Origin of the sequence: Streptomyces tatrensis (assembly GCF_049310065.1) — a bacterium.
Lineage (GTDB): Bacteria > Actinomycetota > Actinomycetes > Streptomycetales > Streptomycetaceae > Streptomyces.
Genome location: NZ_JBMDLB010000011.1, coordinates 6,591,148 through 6,609,700, shown reverse-complemented (window position 1 = coordinate 6,609,700; position 18,553 = coordinate 6,591,148). Strand labels below are relative to the sequence as shown.

The window sequence follows — 18,553 nt, the reverse complement described above, 5'->3', positions numbered from 1 at the left end:
ACCTCCGCCGCCCTGCGGCCCCGGGTACCCGGAACTCCCCCTCCGGTCCGCACCCTTGGGACGGCCGACGAGCCGCCGGACACGGAGCGTCACCCCTAAGCGGAATCCGGCCGCCGCCCGGCGCGATTGGGGCGGGTTGTTACCGGTCCGTGCGGCCGACTAGGGTCAGCGGGCCTTGGTGTTCGGGAAACCGGTGGGAAACCGGTGCGGCCCTCGCCACTGTGATCGGGAAGTCCGGCTCCACTCCTGCGGGAAAGCCACTGGGCTGCGCGGGAGGTTCCGCGCTGCCCGGGAAGGCGGAGCATGGACGTCAACCCGTGAGCCAGGAGACCGGCCGGGGCGCGTTGTCCATCCACGAGGTGCTGGAGAGGTCTCCCCACTCATGCATATAGCCGAGGGGTTCCTACCCCCTTTGCACGCGGTCGCCTGGGGCGCCGCGTCCGCTCCCTTCGTCGTCCACGGCGTCCGCTCGCTCACCCGCGAGGTGAAGGCCAACCCGGAGAGCACGCTGCTGCTCGGCGCCTCCGGAGCGTTCACGTTCGTCCTGTCCGCCCTGAAGATCCCCTCGGTGACGGGCAGTTGCTCGCACCCCACGGGCACCGGGCTCGGGGCGATCCTGTTCCGGCCGCCGATCATGGCGGTGCTCGGCACCATCACCCTGCTGTTCCAGGCCCTGCTGCTGGCGCACGGAGGGCTCACCACCCTCGGCGCCAACGTCTTCTCGATGGCCATCGCCGGCCCGTGGGCGGGCTACGCCGTCTACCGGCTGCTGCGCACGTTCGGTCTCCCGCTGATGGTGACCGTGTTCTTCGGCGCCTTCTTCGCCGACCTGGTCACCTACTGCGTCACCAGCCTCCAGCTCGCGCTGGCCTTCCCGGACCCGGCCAGCGGGTTCCCGGGCGCGCTCGCGAAGTTCGGGGGGATCTTCGCGGTCACGCAGATACCGCTGGCCGTGAGCGAGGGTCTGCTGACCGTCCTCGTGATGCGGCTGCTGATGGCGTCGAGCAAGTCGGACCTGGTCCGGCTGGGCGTCGCGAAGCTGACCTCCGCCCGTACCGAAGAGAAGGCGGCGGCCTGATGAGCGGGATGTCCAAGAACGCGAAGATCAACAGCCTGCTGCTGCTCCTGGTGGCGGCGCTGGCCGTCCTCCCCGTCGCGCTGGGGATGGGCGACCACAAGGAGGAGCCCTTCACGGGCGCCGACGCGCAGGCCGAGACGGCGATCACCGAGCTGAAGCCTGATTACGAGCCCTGGTTCTCCCCTCTGTACGAGCCCCCGTCCGGCGAGATCGAGTCCGCGCTGTTCGCCCTGCAGGCGGCGCTGGGCGCGGGCGTGCTCGCCTACTACTTCGGCGTCCGCAAGGGCCGCCGCCAAGGAGCGGCCGCCGCCGCCGCTGCTTCCGCCGCCCCGGAGGCCTAGGCGGTGCTGCCGATCGACGTGGCCGCGCACAGCAGTCGCTGGCGCGGCCGGCACCCGCTGGAGAAGGCCCTGCTCGGGATCGGGCTGACGGTCACCGCCGTGTGCCTGCCGCCCTGGCCGGGCGGGCCGCTGGTGGCCGCCGCCACCCTCGCCGTGCTGCTCGGCCCGGCGGGAGTGGCCGGCCGGCAGCTCTGGCGGGCCTTCCGGATCCCGCTCGGCTTCTGCTTCACCGGGGCGCTGCCGCTGCTGTTCGCCGTCGGCGGCCCGGCGGGGCCGGTGTCCCTGGCCCCCGAAGGCCCCCGGCTCGCCGCCGAACTGCTGCTGCGCACCTCGGCCGCCTCGCTCGGGCTGCTGCTGTTCGCCTTCACCACCCCGGTCTCCGACGTACTGCCCCGGCTGGTCCGGGCCGGGGTGCCGGCCCCGGTGGTGGACGTGGCCCTGGTCATGTACCGGATCGGCTTCCTGCTGCTCGACTCCATGGCCCAGGTCCGCCGGGCCCAGGCCGCCCGGCTCGGGCACACCGGCCGGGCGGCGGTGTGGCGCTCCCTGGCCGGGCTCGCCGCCACCTCCTTCGTACGGGCCTTCGACCGCGCGGCCAAGCTCCAGTCGGGGCTGGCCGGACGCGGCTACGACGGCGCGCTGCGGGTCCTCGTACCGGAGGCGGCCCTGTCGTGGCGCTTCCTGACGGGCACCGCCGGGCTGCTGGCGGCCCTGATCACCCTGACCCTCACCCTGAAGGGGCTCTCCTCGTGAACCCGTCGCTGCCCCCCTCCCCCCACGCGCCGGTGGTGGAACTGTCCGGCGCGGGCTACGCCTACGAGGACGGCCCCGCCGTCCTGACCGGCGTCGACTTCGCCATCGCCCCGGGCCGGGCGCTGGCCCTGCTGGGCCGCAACGGCAGTGGCAAGACCACCCTGATGCGGCTGCTGAGCGGCGGCCTGCGGCCCGGCCCGGGCACGCTGTGGCTGGACGGCACGGAGGTCTCGTACGACCGGGCCGGGCTGACCCGGCTGCGCACGTCCGTCCAGCTGGTGGTGCAGGACCCCGACGACCAGCTGTTCGCGGCCTCGGTGGAACAGGACGTCTCCTTCGGCCCGATGAACCTGGGGCTCCCCGCCCCGGAGGTCCGCGCCCGCGTGGACTCGGCCCTCGCCGCACTGGACATCACGCACCTGCGGGACCGCCCCACGCACCTGCTCTCCTACGGCCAGCGCAAGCGCGCGGCGATCGCGGGGGCGGTGGCGATGGCTCCGCGGGTGCTGATCCTGGACGAGCCGACGGCCGGCCTGGACCCGGACGGCCAGGAGCGGCTCCTCGACGTCCTCGCGGGGCTGCGCGCCTCCGGGACGACGGTGGTCATGGCCACCCACGACGTGGACCTGGCGGTGCGCTGGGCCGACGACGCGGCGGTCCTGACCCCGGCGGGCATCCGCTTCGGCCCGGCCGAGCCCCTCCTCTCCGACCCGTCCCTCCTCACCTCCGCGGGCCTGCGCCCGGCCTGGTCCCCGGCGGTGACGGCCTTCCTGCGGGCGCGGGGACTGCTCGACGCGGATGCCCCGGGACCCCGTAATCCGCAGGCGCTGGCCGACTGGGGGTAGGTAGCTTCATCCGGGTGCGCATACTCACGGCGACATCCGAGGTGAATTCCCTCTTCTGGGAGGGCGACGACCTGGTCGACCCCGTCGGCGGCCTGCGCCGCTGGACCCCCGACGGCCGGGAGCACGAGGTCCATCCCCCACTGGCCTACCACTTCGACCGCGCCGTCCGCTCCCCTTCGGGGCGCTGGACCGTGCTCTACGTCGAGCGCGGCACCAAGGCCCTCCTGCTGGACGGGACCCGGATCGTGCGCGAACTGCACCGGAGCTACTACCACGCCGACGACTACGACTACCCGATCGCGCTCGGCACGCTGCCGGACGGCCGGGACGTGCTGGTGCACTGCCCCGACCACTACGACAACCCGGTGGTCGAGGACGCGGCCACGGGTGAGCGGCTGACCCCGCCCGCCCCGTACCCGAACGACGCCTTCCATTCCCGGCTGGCGGTGAGCCCGGACGGGCGACGGGTGCTGTCCGCGGGGTGGGAGTGGTATCCCCTGGGCCAGGTGTGGCTCTTCGATCTCGCCGCGTCCCTCGCCGAAGCCGCCGAGCTCGACGGCTTGGGCCGGGTGTCCCGGCCGGACGGCCTCGACTGCGAGGTCGTCGCCGCCTGTTGGCTCGACGGGGACCGGGTCGCCGTCGCCACGGGCGAGGAGGCGCTCGACGAGGAGATGCTCGACGAGGAGGGCCCGGTGGCCCTTGCCCCGCAGGAGATCGGCGTGTGGTCCGCCGCCGAGGAGCGGTGGCTGCGGCGGAGCCCGCTCGGGTTCACCGCGGGAACCCTGCTCGCCTGCGGCGGAGACCGGGTGGTCAGCCTCTGCGGGCACCCCCGCCTCGTCGATGCCGGTACGGGCGCCGTCCTGGCCGAGTGGCCCGAGGTCCCGGTGTCGCGCCGGGCGGGCTCGGACGGGGTGCCCCACGTCCCGACGCCGGTCGCGGCCCTGCATCCCGATGGGATCCGCCTGGCGGTCGCCGTGAGGAACGGGATTGCGGTCCTGGATCTGCCGCAAACCTAGGATGGCCGCATGTCGCTCCCGCACGCCATCCTCACCGCCCTGCTCGAGAAGCCCTCGTCGGGGCTGGAGCTGACCCGGCGGTTCGACAAGTCGATCGGGTACTTCTGGTCCGCGACGCACCAGCAGATCTACCGCGAGCTCGGCCGGCTGGAGGAGGCCGGGCTGATCCGCGCGCTGGCCAGCGAGGGGCCCGTACGGGGGCAGAAGAAGGAGTACGAGGTGCTGCCCGCCGGGAGCGGGGAGCTGGCTCGGTGGGTCGGGGAGAGTCAGGATCCCAAGCCGGTGCGCGATCCCCTGCTGCTGCGGATCCGGGCGGCCGCGGTGGTCGGGCCGCAGGGGCTGGCCGTGGAGCTGCGGCGGCATCTGGAGCTGCACCGGGCCCAGTTGGCCGTGTACGAGGGGATCGAGGAGAGGGACTTCCCGGCCGGGCGGGACTCCGGGGAGGACCGGCTGCGGCGGGTCGTGCTGCATGCGGGAACCGGGCTGGAGACCTTCTGGCTGCGCTGGCTGGAAGAGGCCCTCGCCGAGGTGGAGGGCATGGCCGCCGAGACGGAAGCCGCCGAGGCCCAGGACACGACCGCCGGGCCGCGGCGGGCCTGACGCGCACGCCCCCGGCCCGGCAGGCGCGGGCCCGGCAAGATCCGAAAGAGACGGCCCGGGGGCGGCGCGGGGGGCTTACTTGTTCAGGGAGGCCCAGAACTCGTCGAAGCTCAGCAGGCCGTCGTCGTTCGAGTCCTTCGCGGCGATCACGGCCTCCGCGACCGGGCCGGTGACGAACGGGTCGCCCATCGCCGCCATCGCCGAACGGAACTCGTCGGCCGTCACGAAGCCGTCACCGTTCACGTCGAACTTGCCGAACGTCGTCCGTGCGCTCTCGATGTCCGCCACTGGGTCCACCCCTTCTTGGTGCTTGTTGACCGGCTCAGGGTAGCGGCACGCCCGACCCCCTCACGCCCCGGGTCCCGTTCGAGCGGCAGATAGAAATTCAATTACTCTTCCGTAGTGCGGAAGCGATAATTCCAGCCAACAATTCAAGCCTCCACTTGTCACGCTCCGGGGCCACCGCATAACGTAGTGACATTGCCGCCACACCGGGAGCGCAGGGCTCCCAGGGACAAGCGGCAACAAGGGCGATCACACAGGTGACGATCACAGCTGACGCATCATTCGAAGTTCTGCCCTTCACCCGCACTTGCCACAACATCTGGGAAGACGGCGACCATGTGCTCATCGGGGTGAGTCCTGGAAACAGCTACTTCAGCTCCGAGCGCATATCCAGCCTCACCCGATGGGCCACGACCCGCTTCGCACAGGTCGACTTCGTCTACGCAGACCTCCACGTGGACCGGATGTTCGCCGCCTTCGGCTACACCCAGGAACACGCCGAGAAGCGCGCGACGAAGGAAATCAAGGCAGTCCGGCGCAGGATTCTCAAGGGCGTGGAGGAATCAGGACCTCCGAACGCCGAGATCCGAGTGAGGGCACTTTCGGAGTTCCAGACGAACCCCGTCTACCAACTTCTGCACCGACGCGTACTCCATTTCCTGGAGACCGACGACGAATTCCGCAAGGGCTGCGAGGAAATGGCCCTGCACTTTGTCGGCTCCAAGTTGCCGGAAGGTGAATCCATCACCGACGCACAGTTGCAGGTGTGTTTCGATTACATGGCGGCCGAGCTGCCGTTCTTCATCGACACCCCGAGCATTCTCGACGTGCCGTCCTCCGTGGCGGCCTACCACGTCAAGATGCCGATGACCGACGTCCTCTTCGCGCGCGGTGGGGGCCTGCGCGCGACCAGGAACCAGGCATACGCCGTGGTACGGCCCGAGACGGCCGAAACGACTCAGAGCAACCCGAACCACCCGGACGCGAACACGCACACGCACGCGCACACCGCACCAACCGAAGGGACCGTCGATGAGCGTCGAGCAGCTTGAGGCCCATTCCGGTCAGGGGGGCGGACAGACCGCCGAGCCCCTCATCGACTTCCCGCTCTCGCGGCGCGGTGACGTGCTCCCCGAGGAGTGCACCTGGCTGCGCGAGAAGGCGCCGGTCGCGAAGGTCCGTACCCTCACCGGGGACCCGGCCTGGCTGGTGAGCAGCTACGCGCTGGCCAAGCAGGTGCTGGAGGACGAGCGCTTCAGCCTCAAGGACACGGCCAATGCCGGCGTCCCGCGCCAGTACGCGCTGACGATCCCGCCCGAGGTCGTCAACAACATGGGCAACATCAACAGCGCCGGACTGCGCAACGCGGTCATGAAGGCGCTCAACCCGCGCCAGAAGGGCCTGCAGGACTGGCTGCGCGCGAAGGCCGGCGAGCTCATCGACCAGCTCCTCGCCGAAGGGGGGCCCGCCGACCTGCGGGCCGGGTTCGCCGACCCCTTCTCCGCGGCCCTGCACTGCCAGGTGCTGGGCGTGCCGTTCGAGGACTGGCGGCGGCTGATGTCGGGGCTGGACGTCGCGTTCATGACCGCGCGCGAGCCGTTCGCCGACTCGGCGCTCAACTGGTACAAGGACGTCGGCTACTTCGAGGGCCAACTGAAGGCGCAGCTGGCGCTGCCTGCCGAGGAGCGTACGGGGCTCCTCGGCAAGTTCGCCGAGCTGAAGGAGGCGGACCCGGAGTCGGCGCACCTGACCGACGACATGTTCGCCACCGTCGCCGTCTCGCTCTTCGGGGCCGGCGCCGTCTCCACCTCCGCGTTCCTGACCCTCGCGGTCCTGGCGCTGCTGCAGAAGCCCGAGCTCATCGGGTACCTGCGCAAGCACCCGGAGCGCATGGGCAAGGCCGTGGACGAGCTGCTGCGCTGGAACCTGTCCGTCGGTGACGGCCTGCCGCGCATCGCGATGGCGGACATCCAGGTCGGGGACGTGCTGGTCAAGGAGGGGGAGCTGGTGCTCGTCCTGCTGGAGGGGGCCAACTTCGACCCGGAGGCCTTCGAGAACCCCGACGAGCTGGACCTGGAGCGCGAGGGCTCCAACGCCAACCTCGCCTTCGGCGCCGGCCGGCACTTCTGCCCGGCCTCCGCGCTGGGCCGGGCGCACGCCGAGATCGCGCTGGAGGTGCTGGTCGAGCGGCTGCCCGAGCTGCGTCTCGCGGTGCCGGCGGAGAACCTCGTGTGGCGGACCGGCTTCATCAAGCGCCTTCCCGAGCGGCTCCCCGTCGCCTGGTGAGGAGGCGCCGGTGAGCGGCCGGGCGTGCCCCGGGAGCTGTGCGAGCTCCCGGGGCACGCCCGTTCCTGCGTACTCGCGTCCTGCGTACTCGGGTCCTGCGCGCCCGCGTCCTACCGGAAGATGCCGGTGTGGCCGAGGGAGTAGCGGCCGGGCTGCGGGTAGACGGCGAGGCCGTGCGGTCCGCCACCCACCGGGATCTTGGCGAGCTGCTTGCCGGTGGTGGTGTCGATGGCGTAGACCTCGGAGTTGTAACGGCCCGAGAGCCACAGCACCTTGCCGTCCGCGGAGACCCCGCCCATGTCGGGGCTGCCGCCCTCGGGCAGCTCCCACTTCTTCGTCAGCTTGTTCTGCGTGAAGTCGAAGACGGAGACGGAGCCTTCGCCCCGGTTGGAGACGTACATCTCCTTGGAGTCGCGGCTGACGTAGAGGCCGTGGCAGCCCTTGCCGGTGGGCAGCAGCTTGGGGGTCTCGAACTTGTCGCCGCCGAGCACCCACATGCCGTGCGCCATCATGTCCGCGACGTAGAAGGTCTTTCCGTCCGGCGAGACCTTGACGTCCTGCGGCATCGCCCCCTCGAAGGGCAGTTTCTGCTGGCCGACGACCTCCATCTTCTCGGTGTCGACCTTGAGCAGTTCACCGGAGAACTCGCAGCTCACGATGAAGTAGCGGCCGTCCGCGGAGAAGTCCGCGTGGTTGACGCCGAAGCAGGTCACGGGGACGGTCTTCACGCGGTCCATCGTGTGCGGGTCGCGGAAGACCAGTTCCTTGTCCATCGAGGCCATGACGATCGCGTACTTGCCGTTGGGCGTGAAGTACAGGTTGTACGGGTCGTGCACCTCGACGGGCTTGCCGGCCTCGCCGGTGGCCGGGTTGATCGGGGTGAGCGTGTGGCCCCGGTTGTTGTTGACCCAGAGGGTCTTCATGTCCCAGGAGGGGACCACGTGCTGGGGCTGGACGCCGACGGGGATGGTGTCGATGACCTTGTACGTGACCGGGTCGATGACGGACACCGTGTTGGAGCTGGTGTTCGGCACGTAGACGCGGGACGGGAAGTCCTTGACCACCGGGGAGAGCTTGTTCGGCCGGTCGGCCGCGTACACGTCGTTCGGATCGAGGAGCGGCGGCATTCCGGCCAGGCCGGGCGGCGCGGCGGGCACGGCCTTGACGGGCGCGGCGGGCCCCTTCGTGCCGAGGGCCTCGGCGGGTCCCTTGTCGGCCGCTCCGCAGCCGGCGAGGGCGGCGAGGACCAGGCCGGCCAGCAACGCGGTGGCCTTCCGGGGAAGGCGGGTGGTCGTCATGGGGTCAGCAGCTCCGTGGTGGTCACCGCGCGCAGTTTGCGGCGTGCGAGTTCTTCGAGGAGGGGTGGCATCGCGTCGACCGTGTCCGCGTAGCCGAAGTGCAGGCTCACCACCGATCCGCCTTGGATCGGGCCGATGACGGTGCGGATGACGGCCGCGGCACCGGGCGAGGTGAAGTCGAGGGAGTCCACGTCGTACGACAGGACGTGCGGGTAGCCCGCCCGCTGGGCCAGTTTTCGCACCAGGGGGGTGGCGTACTGGGTCTGGGACGGGCGGAACCAGGTGCCGATGGATCCGGTCAGCCGTTTGAGCCGGTCGGCGCAGCCGGTGATCTCGGCGTACGCCTGCTCCTCGGGCATCGTGTTGATCGCGAGGTGGCGCTGGGTGTGGTTGCCGAGCTCGTGGCCGCCGTCCAGGATCCGGCGGGCCATCTCCGGGTGGGCGTCGAGCCAGGCGCCGATGGCCAGTACGGTGACCCGCGCGCCCGCCCGCTCGGCCTCGGCGAGCACCGCCTTGGCGATGGCGGGGTCGCCGTTTCCGTGGAAGGTGAGCGCGACGCCGGGCCGGCCGCGGGGACCGTGCCCGATCTCCGCGGGCTGACCGGCGAACCGGCGCGGGGCGGGGGCCGCCTTGGCCCGGGCCGCTTTGTCCGGCGCGGCCTTCGCCGGGGCCGCGGGACCTGCGGGGGCCGTCCCGGAACCGGACGGCCCTGGGGTGGCGGGGGCGTCCGTGCCACAGGCGGCGGTGAGGGCGCCGACGGCGACCACCGCGCCGGCACGGAGAGCGGATCGGCGGTCCGGGTAGCAGAGCACCCGCCCATTTAAGGGGTGGATGCCCGTGAAGGTATTGATTGACCCAATTCAGGACCTTCGGCCGAACCGGTGCCACCCGACAAGAGTCCACTATGTGATCAACGATTCACGCAGAGCGGTCGATCTTTAATCACTGATTACGAGGCCCGCGGCTCATCTCACCTAAGATTTAGGTAGAAAGTCTTAGGATATGCACACTTATGTCCAACTTGGGACTTTTGGCATTTGGTCCCTCGTCTGCCATAGTCGGAACCACGGCTTCCCGTTGACCCGAGCGAAGTCCTTGCCGAGGATCACACCCCCTTCGATCCTCGGCACATCCATGAAACCCCCGCAGCGCCCCACAACGGCGACAGGGGGTTTCTGGCGTTCGGGGGCGGAGCCCCTCAGCGGTCGGCGACCCGCATCTCGAACCAGGTGATCTTTCCGCGCGGCAGCAGGTCCGCGCCCCAGCGGTCCGAGAGCTTGTCCACGAGGAACAGCCCCCGGCCGGTGGTGTCCATCTCGTGGACCGGCATGAGACAGGGCAGCCCGCGCGAGGGGTCGCGCACCTCCACGCGGATCCAGCCGCGCCGCCTGAGCATCCGTAAACCGAAGGTCCGGGCCCCCGTGTGGCGGACGGCGTTGCCCACCAGCTCCGAGACGAGCAGGACCGTGTGCTCGGCGATCTGCGGCGAGAGCCCCCACAGGCGGACGACCACGCACTGCGTGAGCCGGCGGGCCGTGCTCGCCGACTCGGGCATCGACGGCAGCGTCACTTCCGCCTCGGCCGGATTCCCGTACAACTCCAGGGCTTTGAGGCCGAGTTCGTCCTCCAGGGCCGCCGTGAGCCGTACGGCGGAAGCGCTACTGCGCTGCCGCGGCTGTTCCACACCCTCCAGACCCGCCATGCACCCATCATGGAGGGCCGGTAGGGCCGTTCGGGCCGTTCCGCAGGAAAAGACCCCCCGGGATCTTTGATTCCGAGGGGTCGTCCTGGCATATGCAACAGGCAACACGGGGGCCATCGCACCCCCACTGACCTGCGGTGACGCACCGCGCAACGATGGTCACCCAGAGTGGATCACCGGCTTGCCTTAAGGCTGCCTTAAGGCCTGGCTAATCCACCCGCAGGAAGGACCCCGCCCCTAAAGGAACTTGGCCTTGCCCGGCCCCTCCTCGACGAAGCTGCGCATCCCGCGCTCGCGGTCCTCGGTGGCGAACAGGCCCGCGAACCAGCCCCGTTCGATGGTCAGGCCGGTGTCGATGTCGGCCTCCAGCCCCGCGTCCACGCACTCCTTGGCGGCGCGCAGCGCGAGGGCCGGGCCCTGCGCCAGCTTCGCGGCCCACGCGTGCGCCTGCTCGTACACCTCGGCGGCCGGTACGACGCGGTCCACGAGGCCGAGGGTCAGCGCTTCGCCGGCCTTGACCATGCGGCCGGTGAAGATGAGGTCCTTGGCCTTGGAGGGACCGATCAGCCGGGACAGCCGCTGGGTGCCGCCCGCGCCGGGGATCAGGCCGAGCAGGATCTCGGGCTGGCCGAGCTTCGCGTTGTCGGCGGCGATCCGGTAGTCCGCGCACAGGGCCAGCTCGCAGCCGCCGCCCAGGGCGTAGCCGGTGATGGCCGCGACCACGGGCTTGGGGATCCGGGCCACGGCGGTGAAGGCGTCCTGCAGACCGCGGGACCGCGCGACCATGGCCGCGTGGTCCATCGTCTGCATCTCCTTGATGTCCGCGCCGGCCGCGAACACCTTCTCACCGCCGTAGATGACAACCGTACGGACGTCGGCCCGGTCGGTCGCCTCGACGGCGAGCTCGCGCAGCCGGTCCTGGGTGGCGATGTCCAGGGCGTTCATGGGCGGCCGGTCCAGCCGGATGACGCCGACGCCTTCGGAGACTTCGAGAGAGATGGTCATACGGGAAGGTTAGGGCCAGGGGGTCCGGGGGTCTCCCCCGGATGGGCACAGCACGGCCGGTGGCCCGGTGCTGTGGGTCACAGCACCGGGCCACCGGGACGCGCGTTCCAGGCCCCCATCCATCATGAATGTGTTCGCCCGCCTGCATGAACCGAGCAGCAACACGTCGACTCTCGGCATGAAACGGCCTATAGATGTCACAGAAGGGCAAATAATGCCACTTTCCAGATCTTGACCAGATCAGACATATGCCATCGGCACGATGGGGGCGTGAAGGCGGATGCGGGGCGGAAATATCGTGCGTACCCCACCGAGGCCCAGGACGCTGTCCTGACCCGGTGGGGGCACACGGCGCGCGCCCTGTGGAACGCGGCTCTGGAACAGCGCGTGTACCTGTGGCAGCAGCGCCGGTACACCCTCCGGTCGGCCGAGCAGTGCAAGCAACTCACCATTGCCCGAAACCACTTGGACTGGCTGGGCGATCTGCCCGCGCAGGCCGGGCAGCAGATCCTGAGTCACCTGGACCGGGCATACGACAACTTCTGGAACACTGAACACCACGCCCGGTTTCCGGCACGGAGGAAGCGTGGGTACCGCCTGTCCATCCCGTTTCCCGGCCAGGCCGTCGAGACCCGCAAGCTGAACCGCAAGTGGGCCGAGGTGCGTCTGCCGAAGCTCGGCTGGCTCCGGTTCCGCCTCTCCCGCGCCGTCGGGGGCGCAATCCGCAACGCCACCGTCTCCCGGGACGGCAACGGCTGGCACATCTCCTTCGGCGTCCACACCGGCCGCCAGCCGGACGCACCGAACGGAAAGCCGTCATGCGGGGTGGACTTCGGCGTTGCCGCATCCGCGTTCGTGTCCACCGAGACCACACCCCGCCTCATGCCGCCGACCTTGACCGCCAACGAGAAGAAGCGAACCGGCGCCAGGACTTCACGCACAAGCTCACCACCGACCTCGCCAAAAACCACGGCCTGATCGGCATCGAGGACCTGCGCGTGAAGAACATGACCAAGTCCGCGAAAGGCACCCCCGAAGCGCCGGGAAAGAGCGTCCGCGCGAAGGCAGGACTCAACCGGTCCCTCCTCGACAACGCTCCGGGGGAACGACGGCGCCAGTTGGAGTACAAGGCGCGCATGTACGGATCCGCACTCGTAGCCGTCACGCCGTTCCACACCTCGCAGACCTGCGCCGCCTGCGGCCAGGTCGACCCCGAATCCCGCAAGGGATGCGGCCGGCTGTTCGCCTGCACCCGATGCGGGCACGAGGACGACGCCGACCACAACGCCTCGGTCGAGATCGAGGCCCGAGCCCGCCCCGGGGGCACCTCCCGGACGGAGTCTGGGGGAGGGCGGCTCGGACATCAACAGCACGCGCAGCACCCGCACGGTGCGAGTCCCGGCCACCAGCCGGAGGCGGATGCGTGAAGCCCCGAAGCCCGCTCACACGAGCTGAAGGGAATCGCCCCCCATTCATGGGGGGCGAGGATCGTCACTTGATCCAGTCCGCCCAGTCCATGTTCCAGCCGTTGAGGCCGTTGTCGGGGGCGACGATCTTGTCCTTGGAGTTCTTGACGATGACCACGTCGCCGATCAGCGACTCGTTGAAGAACCAGGCGGCGGGCTGGCTGCCGTCGCCGGCACCGCGGACGTCCTTGAGGCCCACGCAGCCGTGGCTGACGTTCGCGGAGCCGAACGTGCCCGACGAGGCCCAGTAGTTGCCGTGGACGAAGGTGCCGGAGGTGGTCAGCCGCATCGCGTGCGGGACGTCGGAGATGTCGTACTCCCCGCCGAAGCCGACGGTGGCGCCGTTCATCCGGGTCACCTTGTACTTCTCGCTGATGACCATCTGACCGTTGTACGTGGTCGTCGACGGGGCGCCCGCGGTGATCGGAACGTTCTTGAGCACCTGGCCGTCACGGACCACCTGCATCTGCTTGCTGGAGGCGTCGACCGTGGTGACCTGGGAGCGGCCGATCTTGAAGCTGACCGTGCGGGTCTGCTTGCCGTAGACCCCCGGGCGGCCTTCGACGCCGTCGAGTTGCAGCTTCAGGGTGACCTTGGTGCCCGCGGCCCAGTACTTCTCGGGGCGGAAGTCCAGGCGGTCGTTGCCGAACCAGTGGCCCTCGATCGGCACGGCCGGATCGGCCGTCACCGTGATGGCCTTCTCGACGGCCTCGGGGTTGGTGATGCCGCGGGAGAAGTTGATCGAGACCGGCATGCCCACGCCGACCGTCGAGCCGTCTTCGGGGGTGTACTGGCCGATGAAGGTGTTGGCGGGCGTGAGGGTCGTGAAGGTGGTGTCCTTCGCGGACTCGCGGCCGGCCTCGTCCTTGGCCACCGCGTGCACCTTGTACTCGGTGGCGGCGGCGAGGTGGCGGGCGGGCTCCCAGCTCGCGCCGTCCGCGGCGACCTTGCCCTCCACCGCGTTGCCCTTGGTGTCGGCGACCGTCACCGTGGTGAGCTTGCCGCCGGTGCTGGTTATCTTCAGGATGCCGCTCGTCGCGACCTCCTTGGCCCCGTCGTCCGGCTTGACGTTGACGACGGCCTTCGACGCCTCGGTACCGGTCGTGCCGGTACCCCCGTCGCCCCCACCGCTCCCGCCGGCGCCGCCACCGTTTCCGCCACCGCTGCACGCGCTGGTGAACAGCAGGGCCGCGCCCAGCAGAAGGGCCGGCAGGCCGGTGCGGGCGCGCCCGCGTATCGGCTGCAGGTTCACGATCGTTCTCCCCATGTCCCCCGCGCACGGACAGTCGCGCGCTTAATCGCCAGGAAATCACATGGGGGATCACGAGACAGCACGGTCGTGTCACCGTTCCGTCCCAAGAGTGGTCGCCGCGCCGGGAGTCAGTCCTCCGTGCCGGGCTTGGTGCCCCAGACGTAGACGGCGTCGCCCTCGGTGAGCAGGTCCCACAGCCGCCGCGCGTCGGGGACGGTGAGGTTGACGCAGCCGGCCGAGCCGCCGTGCGCGTACAGGCTGCCGGGGCGGCCGTGGAGCCTGGCCCTCGTCGAAGAACTGGACGAGGGCACGGGGCGTCGTCGTAGAGCAAGGCGTTGTGGTCCACGCTGCGCCATTGGAGCTCTCTCCTGGCTGAGCCAGGAGACTCCCCCCTAGGTTGCCCTGGCGGGTTTGACAGGTCATGCCTGTCCGGCGACGACCCTCCCGGCCGCCGGAGCAAGTACGGGACTCGCTCAAGTCGTGCTGCACCTCAGCGACTCCAGCTTGGTTGTCGCTGAGGTCACCGATGACTCTAGCGAACTCCGATGCTCCGCGCCTTCGGTTCGAAGATGTCCTCACCGTCGCCGTAAACGACCCCTTTGCTCAGCTGGAACCCACGGATCGCCTCGCAGCCCCCGGCGTCCTGCGTCCCGTCGTCCTTCCGCCCCAGATGCCCTCCCAGCTCACACTGGTAGGGCCCGGTCCCGGCGGTGCACGCGTCCGCGGCCGGGGCCGGGGACATGACCGGGGACGGGCCGCCGCGGCTGCCGGCAGCGGCGGGACGAGGGCGGCCGCCGCGAGGATCGCGGCCGTGACGGCGCCCTGCCCATCGCGCCTTTCGCGCCTACCGCGTCCCCTGTGCTCGTACGGGCCTCCTCGCGCCCGCCGGCCGGGCCGTCGGCTCCGAGCCAAGCAGATCCGCCATGCCCCGGCGTGCGAGGTGGGCCGGCAGCGTCACCGGCCCACCCGGGCGGCCTACTCTCCCGGCCGCGGCTTCGGGCCCTTGCCCTTGCCCTTGCCCTTGCCGTGGCCGTGGCCGTCGCGCTTGTTCTCCAGGGTGACCACCAGACGGTGGTCCGAGGTGGTCCCGTCCAGCTGGAGCGGACCCGTGACCCGGTTCCGCGGCAGGACGTAGCCCTCCGGCACGGCCGTTTCGACCACGTAGTACGAGCCGTCGTCCAGGCCCGGGAACGCGCACACCCCGTCCCGGTCCGTCGCACAGCCCTCCGTCACCTTGCGGTCGGGGTTGATGCCGCGCGTCTGGAGGCCGGTGGTGCTGTTGGTCTCCTTCCACACCTCGAAGACCGCCCCGCGCAGCGGGCGCTTGGTCTTCGCGTCCTTCTTCAGGACCTTGATCGACCCCTCGTACTCGGGCTCCTCGGTCCGCTCGTCCGTGACGCCGATGACGAGGCCCGTGGTCACGTGGCCCTCGTCGAGGTCGAACGGCGTGACCGGATCCGCCGGCAGGTCGTAGCCGGCCGGTGCCTGCGTCTCCCGCCAGTAGTACCGCTCGCCGACCGGGAGCTGGACCGTGCAGCTTCCCTGTGCGTCGGTGGTGCAGGACCCGGCGAGCTGCTCGTCGGGGACCGTGCCGGTGGTCTGCAGACCCGTACGGTCGTTGGCCTCGCGCCACAGCTCGAAGCGGGCGCCGGGCAGCAGGGCCCCGCCGTCCGCGTCGGACTTGCGCAGCACCACCTCGGCGCTGCCCGTAACCCTCGCGTTGCTCATGGTGGCCGTCGCGCCGGCGGTGGCGTTCCGCTCGGTCAGCGTCAGCTCGGCGACGGGGTTCTCCGCGAGCTCGTAGCCGTCGGGTGCCTGCGTCTCGCGCCAGTAGTACGTGCCGAGCTGAACGGTCGCGGAGCAGATGCCGCTCGCCGGGGTGACGCAGTCGGAGACCTTGGTGTCCCCGCCGGGGCTCGTGAACTGGGCTCCGGGAGTGCCGTTGGTCTCCTGCCACAGCTCGTACGTGGCTCCGGCCAGCGGACTGTCGGCGGTGTCCTGCTTGAGGACGGAGACGGTGCCCGTGACCGGGACCGTGTTCCCGCAGTCGGGCAGGTCCCCGTCGAAGGGGTACGCGTGGATCTCCTGGCCGCCGCCCCCGGTGCTGGTGTGGACGAGCTCGCCGGTGGTGAAGAAGCGGCCGTTGGTCCCGGGCAGGGTGACGGTGGTGCGCGAGGCCTGCTCACCGACGAGCACGCTGCCCTGGAACTGCCCGCTGCCGACGAGCTGGACGGCGGTGGCGTCGGGGAAGTTCCACAGGAGCCGGGTGCGGTAGCCGTTCCAGGGGTCGGCGCCGGCGCCGGTGTCGTTGATGGTGCCGCCGTACGTGCTGAGCGTACGACTGGCGCCCAGGACGTTGACGAGGACGGTGGCGCCGGCCGGGATCCGGTCGAAGCGGATGCCGATGGAGCCGCCGGTCGCGCTCACCATGTCGAAGTCCACGGTGAAGACCTGGAGCGCGGAGGTGTTGTCCCCGGTGAAGACGGTGGTGCCGTTCTGGTTGACGGCGGTGCCGGTCGCCGGGCGCGCGCTGCCGTCGACGCGGGCGTAGCACCGGCTGGCCGCGGTCAGCTGGTCGCGCAGGCCGGCGTACGGGGTGATCGCGGCCGGGTCGGCCACCAGCGGGCCGGTGACGGTGCCGGGCCCGGGGGCGGTGCCCGCGTGGCGGACGACGCCGCCGTCCGAGATCAGCCGCTGGTCGGCGGCGACCGTGACGTTGCGCCCGGTGGTGAGGAAGTCCGATCCCGCGGGGGGACGGACGAGCGATCCCGCGCCGACGATGCCGATGTTGTACGCGGCTCCGGCCCCCGCCGCCAGGTTCTTGTTCTGGTCGAAGCTGCCGAGGACGACGACCTTGCCCTCGGCTTCGGCGGCGCGCTCGCGGACGAGGAAGTCGGCGCCGACGAAGACGTTGACGGCCTCGTCGTAGCCGTTGGGATCGGTGCCGACCTCGATCGGCGGGAACGGGTCGGGGCACCGGGTCCCGAGGCAGGGACCGAGCCCGCCCGGCAGTGGGGCCCGCAGGGCCGCGGCCTCCCGGGCCGGCGCCGGCTGATGCCCGCCGGGGCCCGGCGCGGCCGGCGCCGCCAGGGCCGCGGGGGCGCCTGCGGCCAGTACGGCCCCGAGGGCGAGCCCGAGGGGCCCGAGGGTCCACTTCCTTGCTGACATGACGCTCCGTCCGTTGCCTGCCGCCGCGTGCGGGTGGGCCCGTACAGGCTGGCGGCGGGCTCCGGCGAGCCGGGCGGACCGACACTCCCCCGCTACGGCATTCTGGTACGACAATCACTCGACTGGGGTGTCGGGGCGAGGGAAGGACGGTGACGGAGGGTCAGCCGATCGCGGAGCCCGCGACCCAGGCGGGCCAGGACATGTTCCAGCCGCCCAGTCCGTTGTCCGGGGCGACCGTCTTGTCCTTCGAGTTCACGACCTCCACCACGTCGCCGACCAGGGTCCGGTCGAAGAACCAGCCGGCCGGGGTGTCCGAGCCGCCGCCCTTGTCGTCGCGCAGGCCGATGCAGCCGTGGCTGACGTTGGTGGAGCCGAAGGTGTCGGGGCTGGCCCAGTAGTTGCCGTGCAGGAAGGTCCCGGAGCGGGTGAGGCGCATGGCGTGCGGGACGTCGGGGATGTCGTACTCGCCGCCGAAGCCGACGGTCTGCCCGTTCATCCGGGTGACGTCGAAGAGCTCCATCACCACCATCTTGCCGTTGTAGGTCATGTTCTTCGGCGCCCCGGCGGTGATCGGCACGGTGGACAGCAGCTCGCCGTCGCGCCGGACCTCCATGGTGTGCTCGGCCGCGTCGACGGTGGAGATCTGGGAGCGGCCGACGGTGAAGCGCAGGGTCTTGTCCTGGATGCCGTAGGAGCCGGCGGCGCCCTCGACGTCCCGCAGGTTCAGCTTGACCGTGACCTCGGTGCCGGGCTTCCAGTACGTCTTGGGCCGGAAGTCGAGGCGCTCGTCGCCGAACCAGTGGCCCACCACCTCCACGGCCGGGTCGGAGGTGATCGTGATGGCCCGCTCCACGTCGGCGCGGCGTTCGATGGACCGGCTGAACCCGAAGGAGATGATCATGCCGGTGCCGACGGTCGAGCGGTTCTCGGGCTTGAAGTAGCCGATGAACCGCTCCTCGGGAACGTAGGTGGTGAAGGTGGTGTGCCGGGCCTGGCGGCGGTTGTGCCCGTCGAGCGCGACCGCGTCCACGGTGTACTTGGCCGCGAGCGCGAGCCGGCCCGACGCCGGGTCGGGGCTCCAGCTGAGCCCGTCGACGGCGATGGCACCGGGCACCGTCTCCTGCTGGGCGTCCTCCACCTTGGTGACCACGACCCGCTCGAGCCGGCCCTCGGGCACGGTGATCCTCAGCGGGCCCTCGGCCGGCACCCCCTTGGCGTTGTCGTCGGGGCTGATCCTGATCGCCTCGTCCGGTGACCGGGGTTTGCCGGGCAGCTGGATCTCGATCGGGGAGCCGCCGTTCCCGGTGCATCCGGCCAGGCCTCCGAGGAGGCCCGCCCATACCGCCACGGCGGCGAAGCCCGCCCCTGCCCGCCTCGTCAGAAGAGTCACGTTCCTCCAACGACCGGGCCCCTCCGGGGGAAACGTGGGCGCGGGCCACGTTCCAGGCAGGACAGTCC

The 18,553-nt window shown here is 70.7% G+C and carries 18 protein-coding genes, 1 pseudogene and 1 riboswitch; of the genes and pseudogenes, 10 read left to right on the top strand and 9 right to left on the bottom strand.

Annotation, left to right across the window (positions count from 1 at the left end; genetic code table 11):
• Window positions 1-159 precede the first annotated feature (159 nt).
• Window positions 160-353, top strand: a riboswitch (cobalamin riboswitch).
• 29 nt (window positions 354-382) lie between these two features.
• The 6 genes from ACODT5_RS46080 to ACODT5_RS46055 are packed head-to-tail and all read left to right on the top strand — an operon-like array spanning window position 383 to window position 4,633.
• A complete protein-coding gene (locus ACODT5_RS46080) occupies window positions 383-1,078 on the top strand; it encodes an energy-coupling factor ABC transporter permease (protein WP_422524829.1) in 696 nt (231 codons plus the stop codon).
• Window positions 1,078-1,419 carry an energy-coupling factor ABC transporter substrate-binding protein gene (locus ACODT5_RS46075; protein WP_422524828.1) on the top strand — a complete coding sequence of 114 codons (342 nt, stop codon included), beginning with the start codon at window positions 1,078-1,080 and terminating at the stop codon, window positions 1,417-1,419. The genes ACODT5_RS46080 and ACODT5_RS46075 overlap by 1 nt, the downstream gene beginning before the upstream one ends.
• A 3-nt stretch (window positions 1,420-1,422) precedes the next feature.
• Window positions 1,423-2,172, top strand: a complete 750-nt coding sequence (gene cbiQ / locus ACODT5_RS46070; protein ID WP_422524827.1) for a cobalt ECF transporter T component CbiQ — start codon at window positions 1,423-1,425, stop codon at window positions 2,170-2,172.
• Window positions 2,169-3,017 carry an energy-coupling factor ABC transporter ATP-binding protein gene (locus ACODT5_RS46065; protein ID WP_422524826.1) on the top strand — a complete coding sequence of 283 codons (849 nt, stop codon included), beginning with the start codon at window positions 2,169-2,171 and terminating at the stop codon, window positions 3,015-3,017. The genes cbiQ and ACODT5_RS46065 overlap by 4 nt, the downstream gene beginning before the upstream one ends.
• Before the next feature lie 14 nt (window positions 3,018-3,031).
• Complete coding sequence (locus ACODT5_RS46060; protein WP_422524825.1) at window positions 3,032-4,033, top strand: hypothetical protein; 1,002 nt, start codon at window positions 3,032-3,034, stop codon at window positions 4,031-4,033.
• Between the two features lie 9 nt (window positions 4,034-4,042).
• The gene (locus ACODT5_RS46055) at window positions 4,043-4,633 is read left to right on the top strand and encodes a PadR family transcriptional regulator (protein ID WP_422524824.1); all 591 of its coding nucleotides are present in this window, start codon (window positions 4,043-4,045) and stop codon (window positions 4,631-4,633) included.
• Between the two features lie 75 nt (window positions 4,634-4,708).
• On the opposite strand, the gene ACODT5_RS46050 is transcribed toward ACODT5_RS46055, so the two are convergent.
• Entirely contained in the window at window positions 4,709-4,921 is a 213-nt protein-coding gene (locus tag ACODT5_RS46050; RefSeq protein ID WP_327304439.1) for an EF-hand domain-containing protein, read from the bottom strand.
• 254 nt (window positions 4,922-5,175) lie between these two features.
• On the opposite strand from ACODT5_RS46050, the gene ACODT5_RS46045 reads away from it, so the two are divergent.
• Window positions 5,176-5,970 (top strand): tRNA-dependent cyclodipeptide synthase, encoded by a 795-nt coding sequence (locus ACODT5_RS46045; protein WP_422524823.1) that lies wholly within the window; start codon window positions 5,176-5,178, stop codon window positions 5,968-5,970.
• The gene (locus tag ACODT5_RS46040) at window positions 5,951-7,204 is read left to right on the top strand and encodes a cytochrome P450 (RefSeq protein WP_422524822.1); all 1,254 of its coding nucleotides are present in this window, start codon (window positions 5,951-5,953) and stop codon (window positions 7,202-7,204) included. Before ACODT5_RS46045 ends, ACODT5_RS46040 begins: the two co-directional genes overlap by 20 nt.
• Before the next feature lie 110 nt (window positions 7,205-7,314).
• Here the strand turns inward: ACODT5_RS46040 and ACODT5_RS46035 are convergent, their stop codons facing one another.
• The 4 genes from ACODT5_RS46035 to ACODT5_RS46020 form a co-directional block, all read right to left on the bottom strand.
• Window positions 7,315-8,502, bottom strand: a complete 1,188-nt coding sequence (locus ACODT5_RS46035; protein ID WP_422524821.1) for a YncE family protein — start codon at window positions 8,500-8,502, stop codon at window positions 7,315-7,317.
• Window positions 8,499-9,314, bottom strand: coding sequence for a polysaccharide deacetylase family protein (locus ACODT5_RS46030; RefSeq protein WP_422524820.1), 816 nt, complete (start codon window positions 9,312-9,314; stop codon window positions 8,499-8,501). Before ACODT5_RS46030 ends, ACODT5_RS46035 begins: the two co-directional genes overlap by 4 nt.
• Window positions 9,315-9,700: 386 nt before the next feature.
• Window positions 9,701-10,204, bottom strand: coding sequence for an ATP-binding protein (locus tag ACODT5_RS46025; RefSeq protein WP_422524819.1), 504 nt, complete (start codon window positions 10,202-10,204; stop codon window positions 9,701-9,703).
• Window positions 10,205-10,441: 237 nt separating this feature from the next.
• Window positions 10,442-11,209, bottom strand: coding sequence for an enoyl-CoA hydratase/isomerase family protein (locus ACODT5_RS46020; protein ID WP_422524818.1), 768 nt, complete (start codon window positions 11,207-11,209; stop codon window positions 10,442-10,444).
• Between the two features lie 270 nt (window positions 11,210-11,479).
• On the opposite strand from ACODT5_RS46020, the gene ACODT5_RS46015 reads away from it, so the two are divergent.
• Window positions 11,480-12,187, top strand: a complete 708-nt coding sequence (locus ACODT5_RS46015) for an RNA-guided endonuclease InsQ/TnpB family protein (protein ID WP_422524817.1) — start codon at window positions 11,480-11,482, stop codon at window positions 12,185-12,187.
• Window positions 12,169-12,636: pseudogene (locus ACODT5_RS46010) on the top strand (RNA-guided endonuclease InsQ/TnpB family protein); the annotation flags it as partial. The gene ACODT5_RS46015 and the pseudogene ACODT5_RS46010, both read left to right, overlap by 19 nt.
• Window positions 12,637-12,700: 64 nt before the next feature.
• On the opposite strand, the gene ACODT5_RS46005 reads toward ACODT5_RS46010, so the two are convergent.
• The 4 genes from ACODT5_RS46005 to ACODT5_RS45990 form a co-directional block, all read right to left on the bottom strand.
• Window positions 12,701-13,942 carry a L,D-transpeptidase gene (locus tag ACODT5_RS46005; RefSeq protein ID WP_422524816.1) on the bottom strand — a complete coding sequence of 414 codons (1,242 nt, stop codon included), beginning with the start codon at window positions 13,940-13,942 and terminating at the stop codon, window positions 12,701-12,703.
• A gap of 113 nt (window positions 13,943-14,055) precedes the next feature.
• Window positions 14,056-14,238, bottom strand: coding sequence for a L,D-transpeptidase family protein (locus tag ACODT5_RS46000; RefSeq protein ID WP_422524815.1), 183 nt, complete (start codon window positions 14,236-14,238; stop codon window positions 14,056-14,058).
• A gap of 664 nt (window positions 14,239-14,902) precedes the next feature.
• The gene (locus ACODT5_RS45995) at window positions 14,903-17,095 is read right to left on the bottom strand and encodes a choice-of-anchor A family protein (protein WP_422524814.1); all 2,193 of its coding nucleotides are present in this window, start codon (window positions 17,093-17,095) and stop codon (window positions 14,903-14,905) included.
• A 160-nt stretch (window positions 17,096-17,255) separates the two neighbouring features.
• Window positions 17,256-18,476: a L,D-transpeptidase gene (locus ACODT5_RS45990; protein WP_422525259.1), complete on the bottom strand. Its 1,221-nt coding sequence runs from the start codon at window positions 18,474-18,476 to the stop codon at window positions 17,256-17,258.
• Window positions 18,477-18,553: the final 77 nt, after the last annotated feature.

Bases quoted from the DNA above. Each gene is read 5' to 3' on its own strand.
- ACODT5_RS46080 (WP_422524829.1), top strand. From the start codon at position 383: ATGCATATAGCCGAGGGGTTCCTACCCCCTTTGCACGCGGTCGCCTGG.
- ACODT5_RS46075 (WP_422524828.1), top strand. From the start codon at position 1,078: ATGAGCGGGATGTCCAAGAACGCGAAGATCAACAGCCTGCTGCTGCTC.
- ACODT5_RS46055 (WP_422524824.1), top strand. From the start codon at position 4,043: ATGTCGCTCCCGCACGCCATCCTCACCGCCCTGCTCGAGAAGCCCTCG.
- ACODT5_RS46040 (WP_422524822.1), top strand. From the start codon at position 5,951: ATGAGCGTCGAGCAGCTTGAGGCCCATTCCGGTCAGGGGGGCGGACAG.
- ACODT5_RS46035 (WP_422524821.1), bottom strand. From the start codon at position 8,502: ATGACGACCACCCGCCTTCCCCGGAAGGCCACCGCGTTGCTGGCCGGC.
- ACODT5_RS46025 (WP_422524819.1), bottom strand. From the start codon at position 10,204: ATGGCGGGTCTGGAGGGTGTGGAACAGCCGCGGCAGCGCAGTAGCGCT.
- ACODT5_RS46020 (WP_422524818.1), bottom strand. From the start codon at position 11,209: ATGACCATCTCTCTCGAAGTCTCCGAAGGCGTCGGCGTCATCCGGCTG.
- ACODT5_RS46005 (WP_422524816.1), bottom strand. From the start codon at position 13,942: ATGGGGAGAACGATCGTGAACCTGCAGCCGATACGCGGGCGCGCCCGC.
- ACODT5_RS45995 (WP_422524814.1), bottom strand. From the start codon at position 17,095: ATGTCAGCAAGGAAGTGGACCCTCGGGCCCCTCGGGCTCGCCCTCGGG.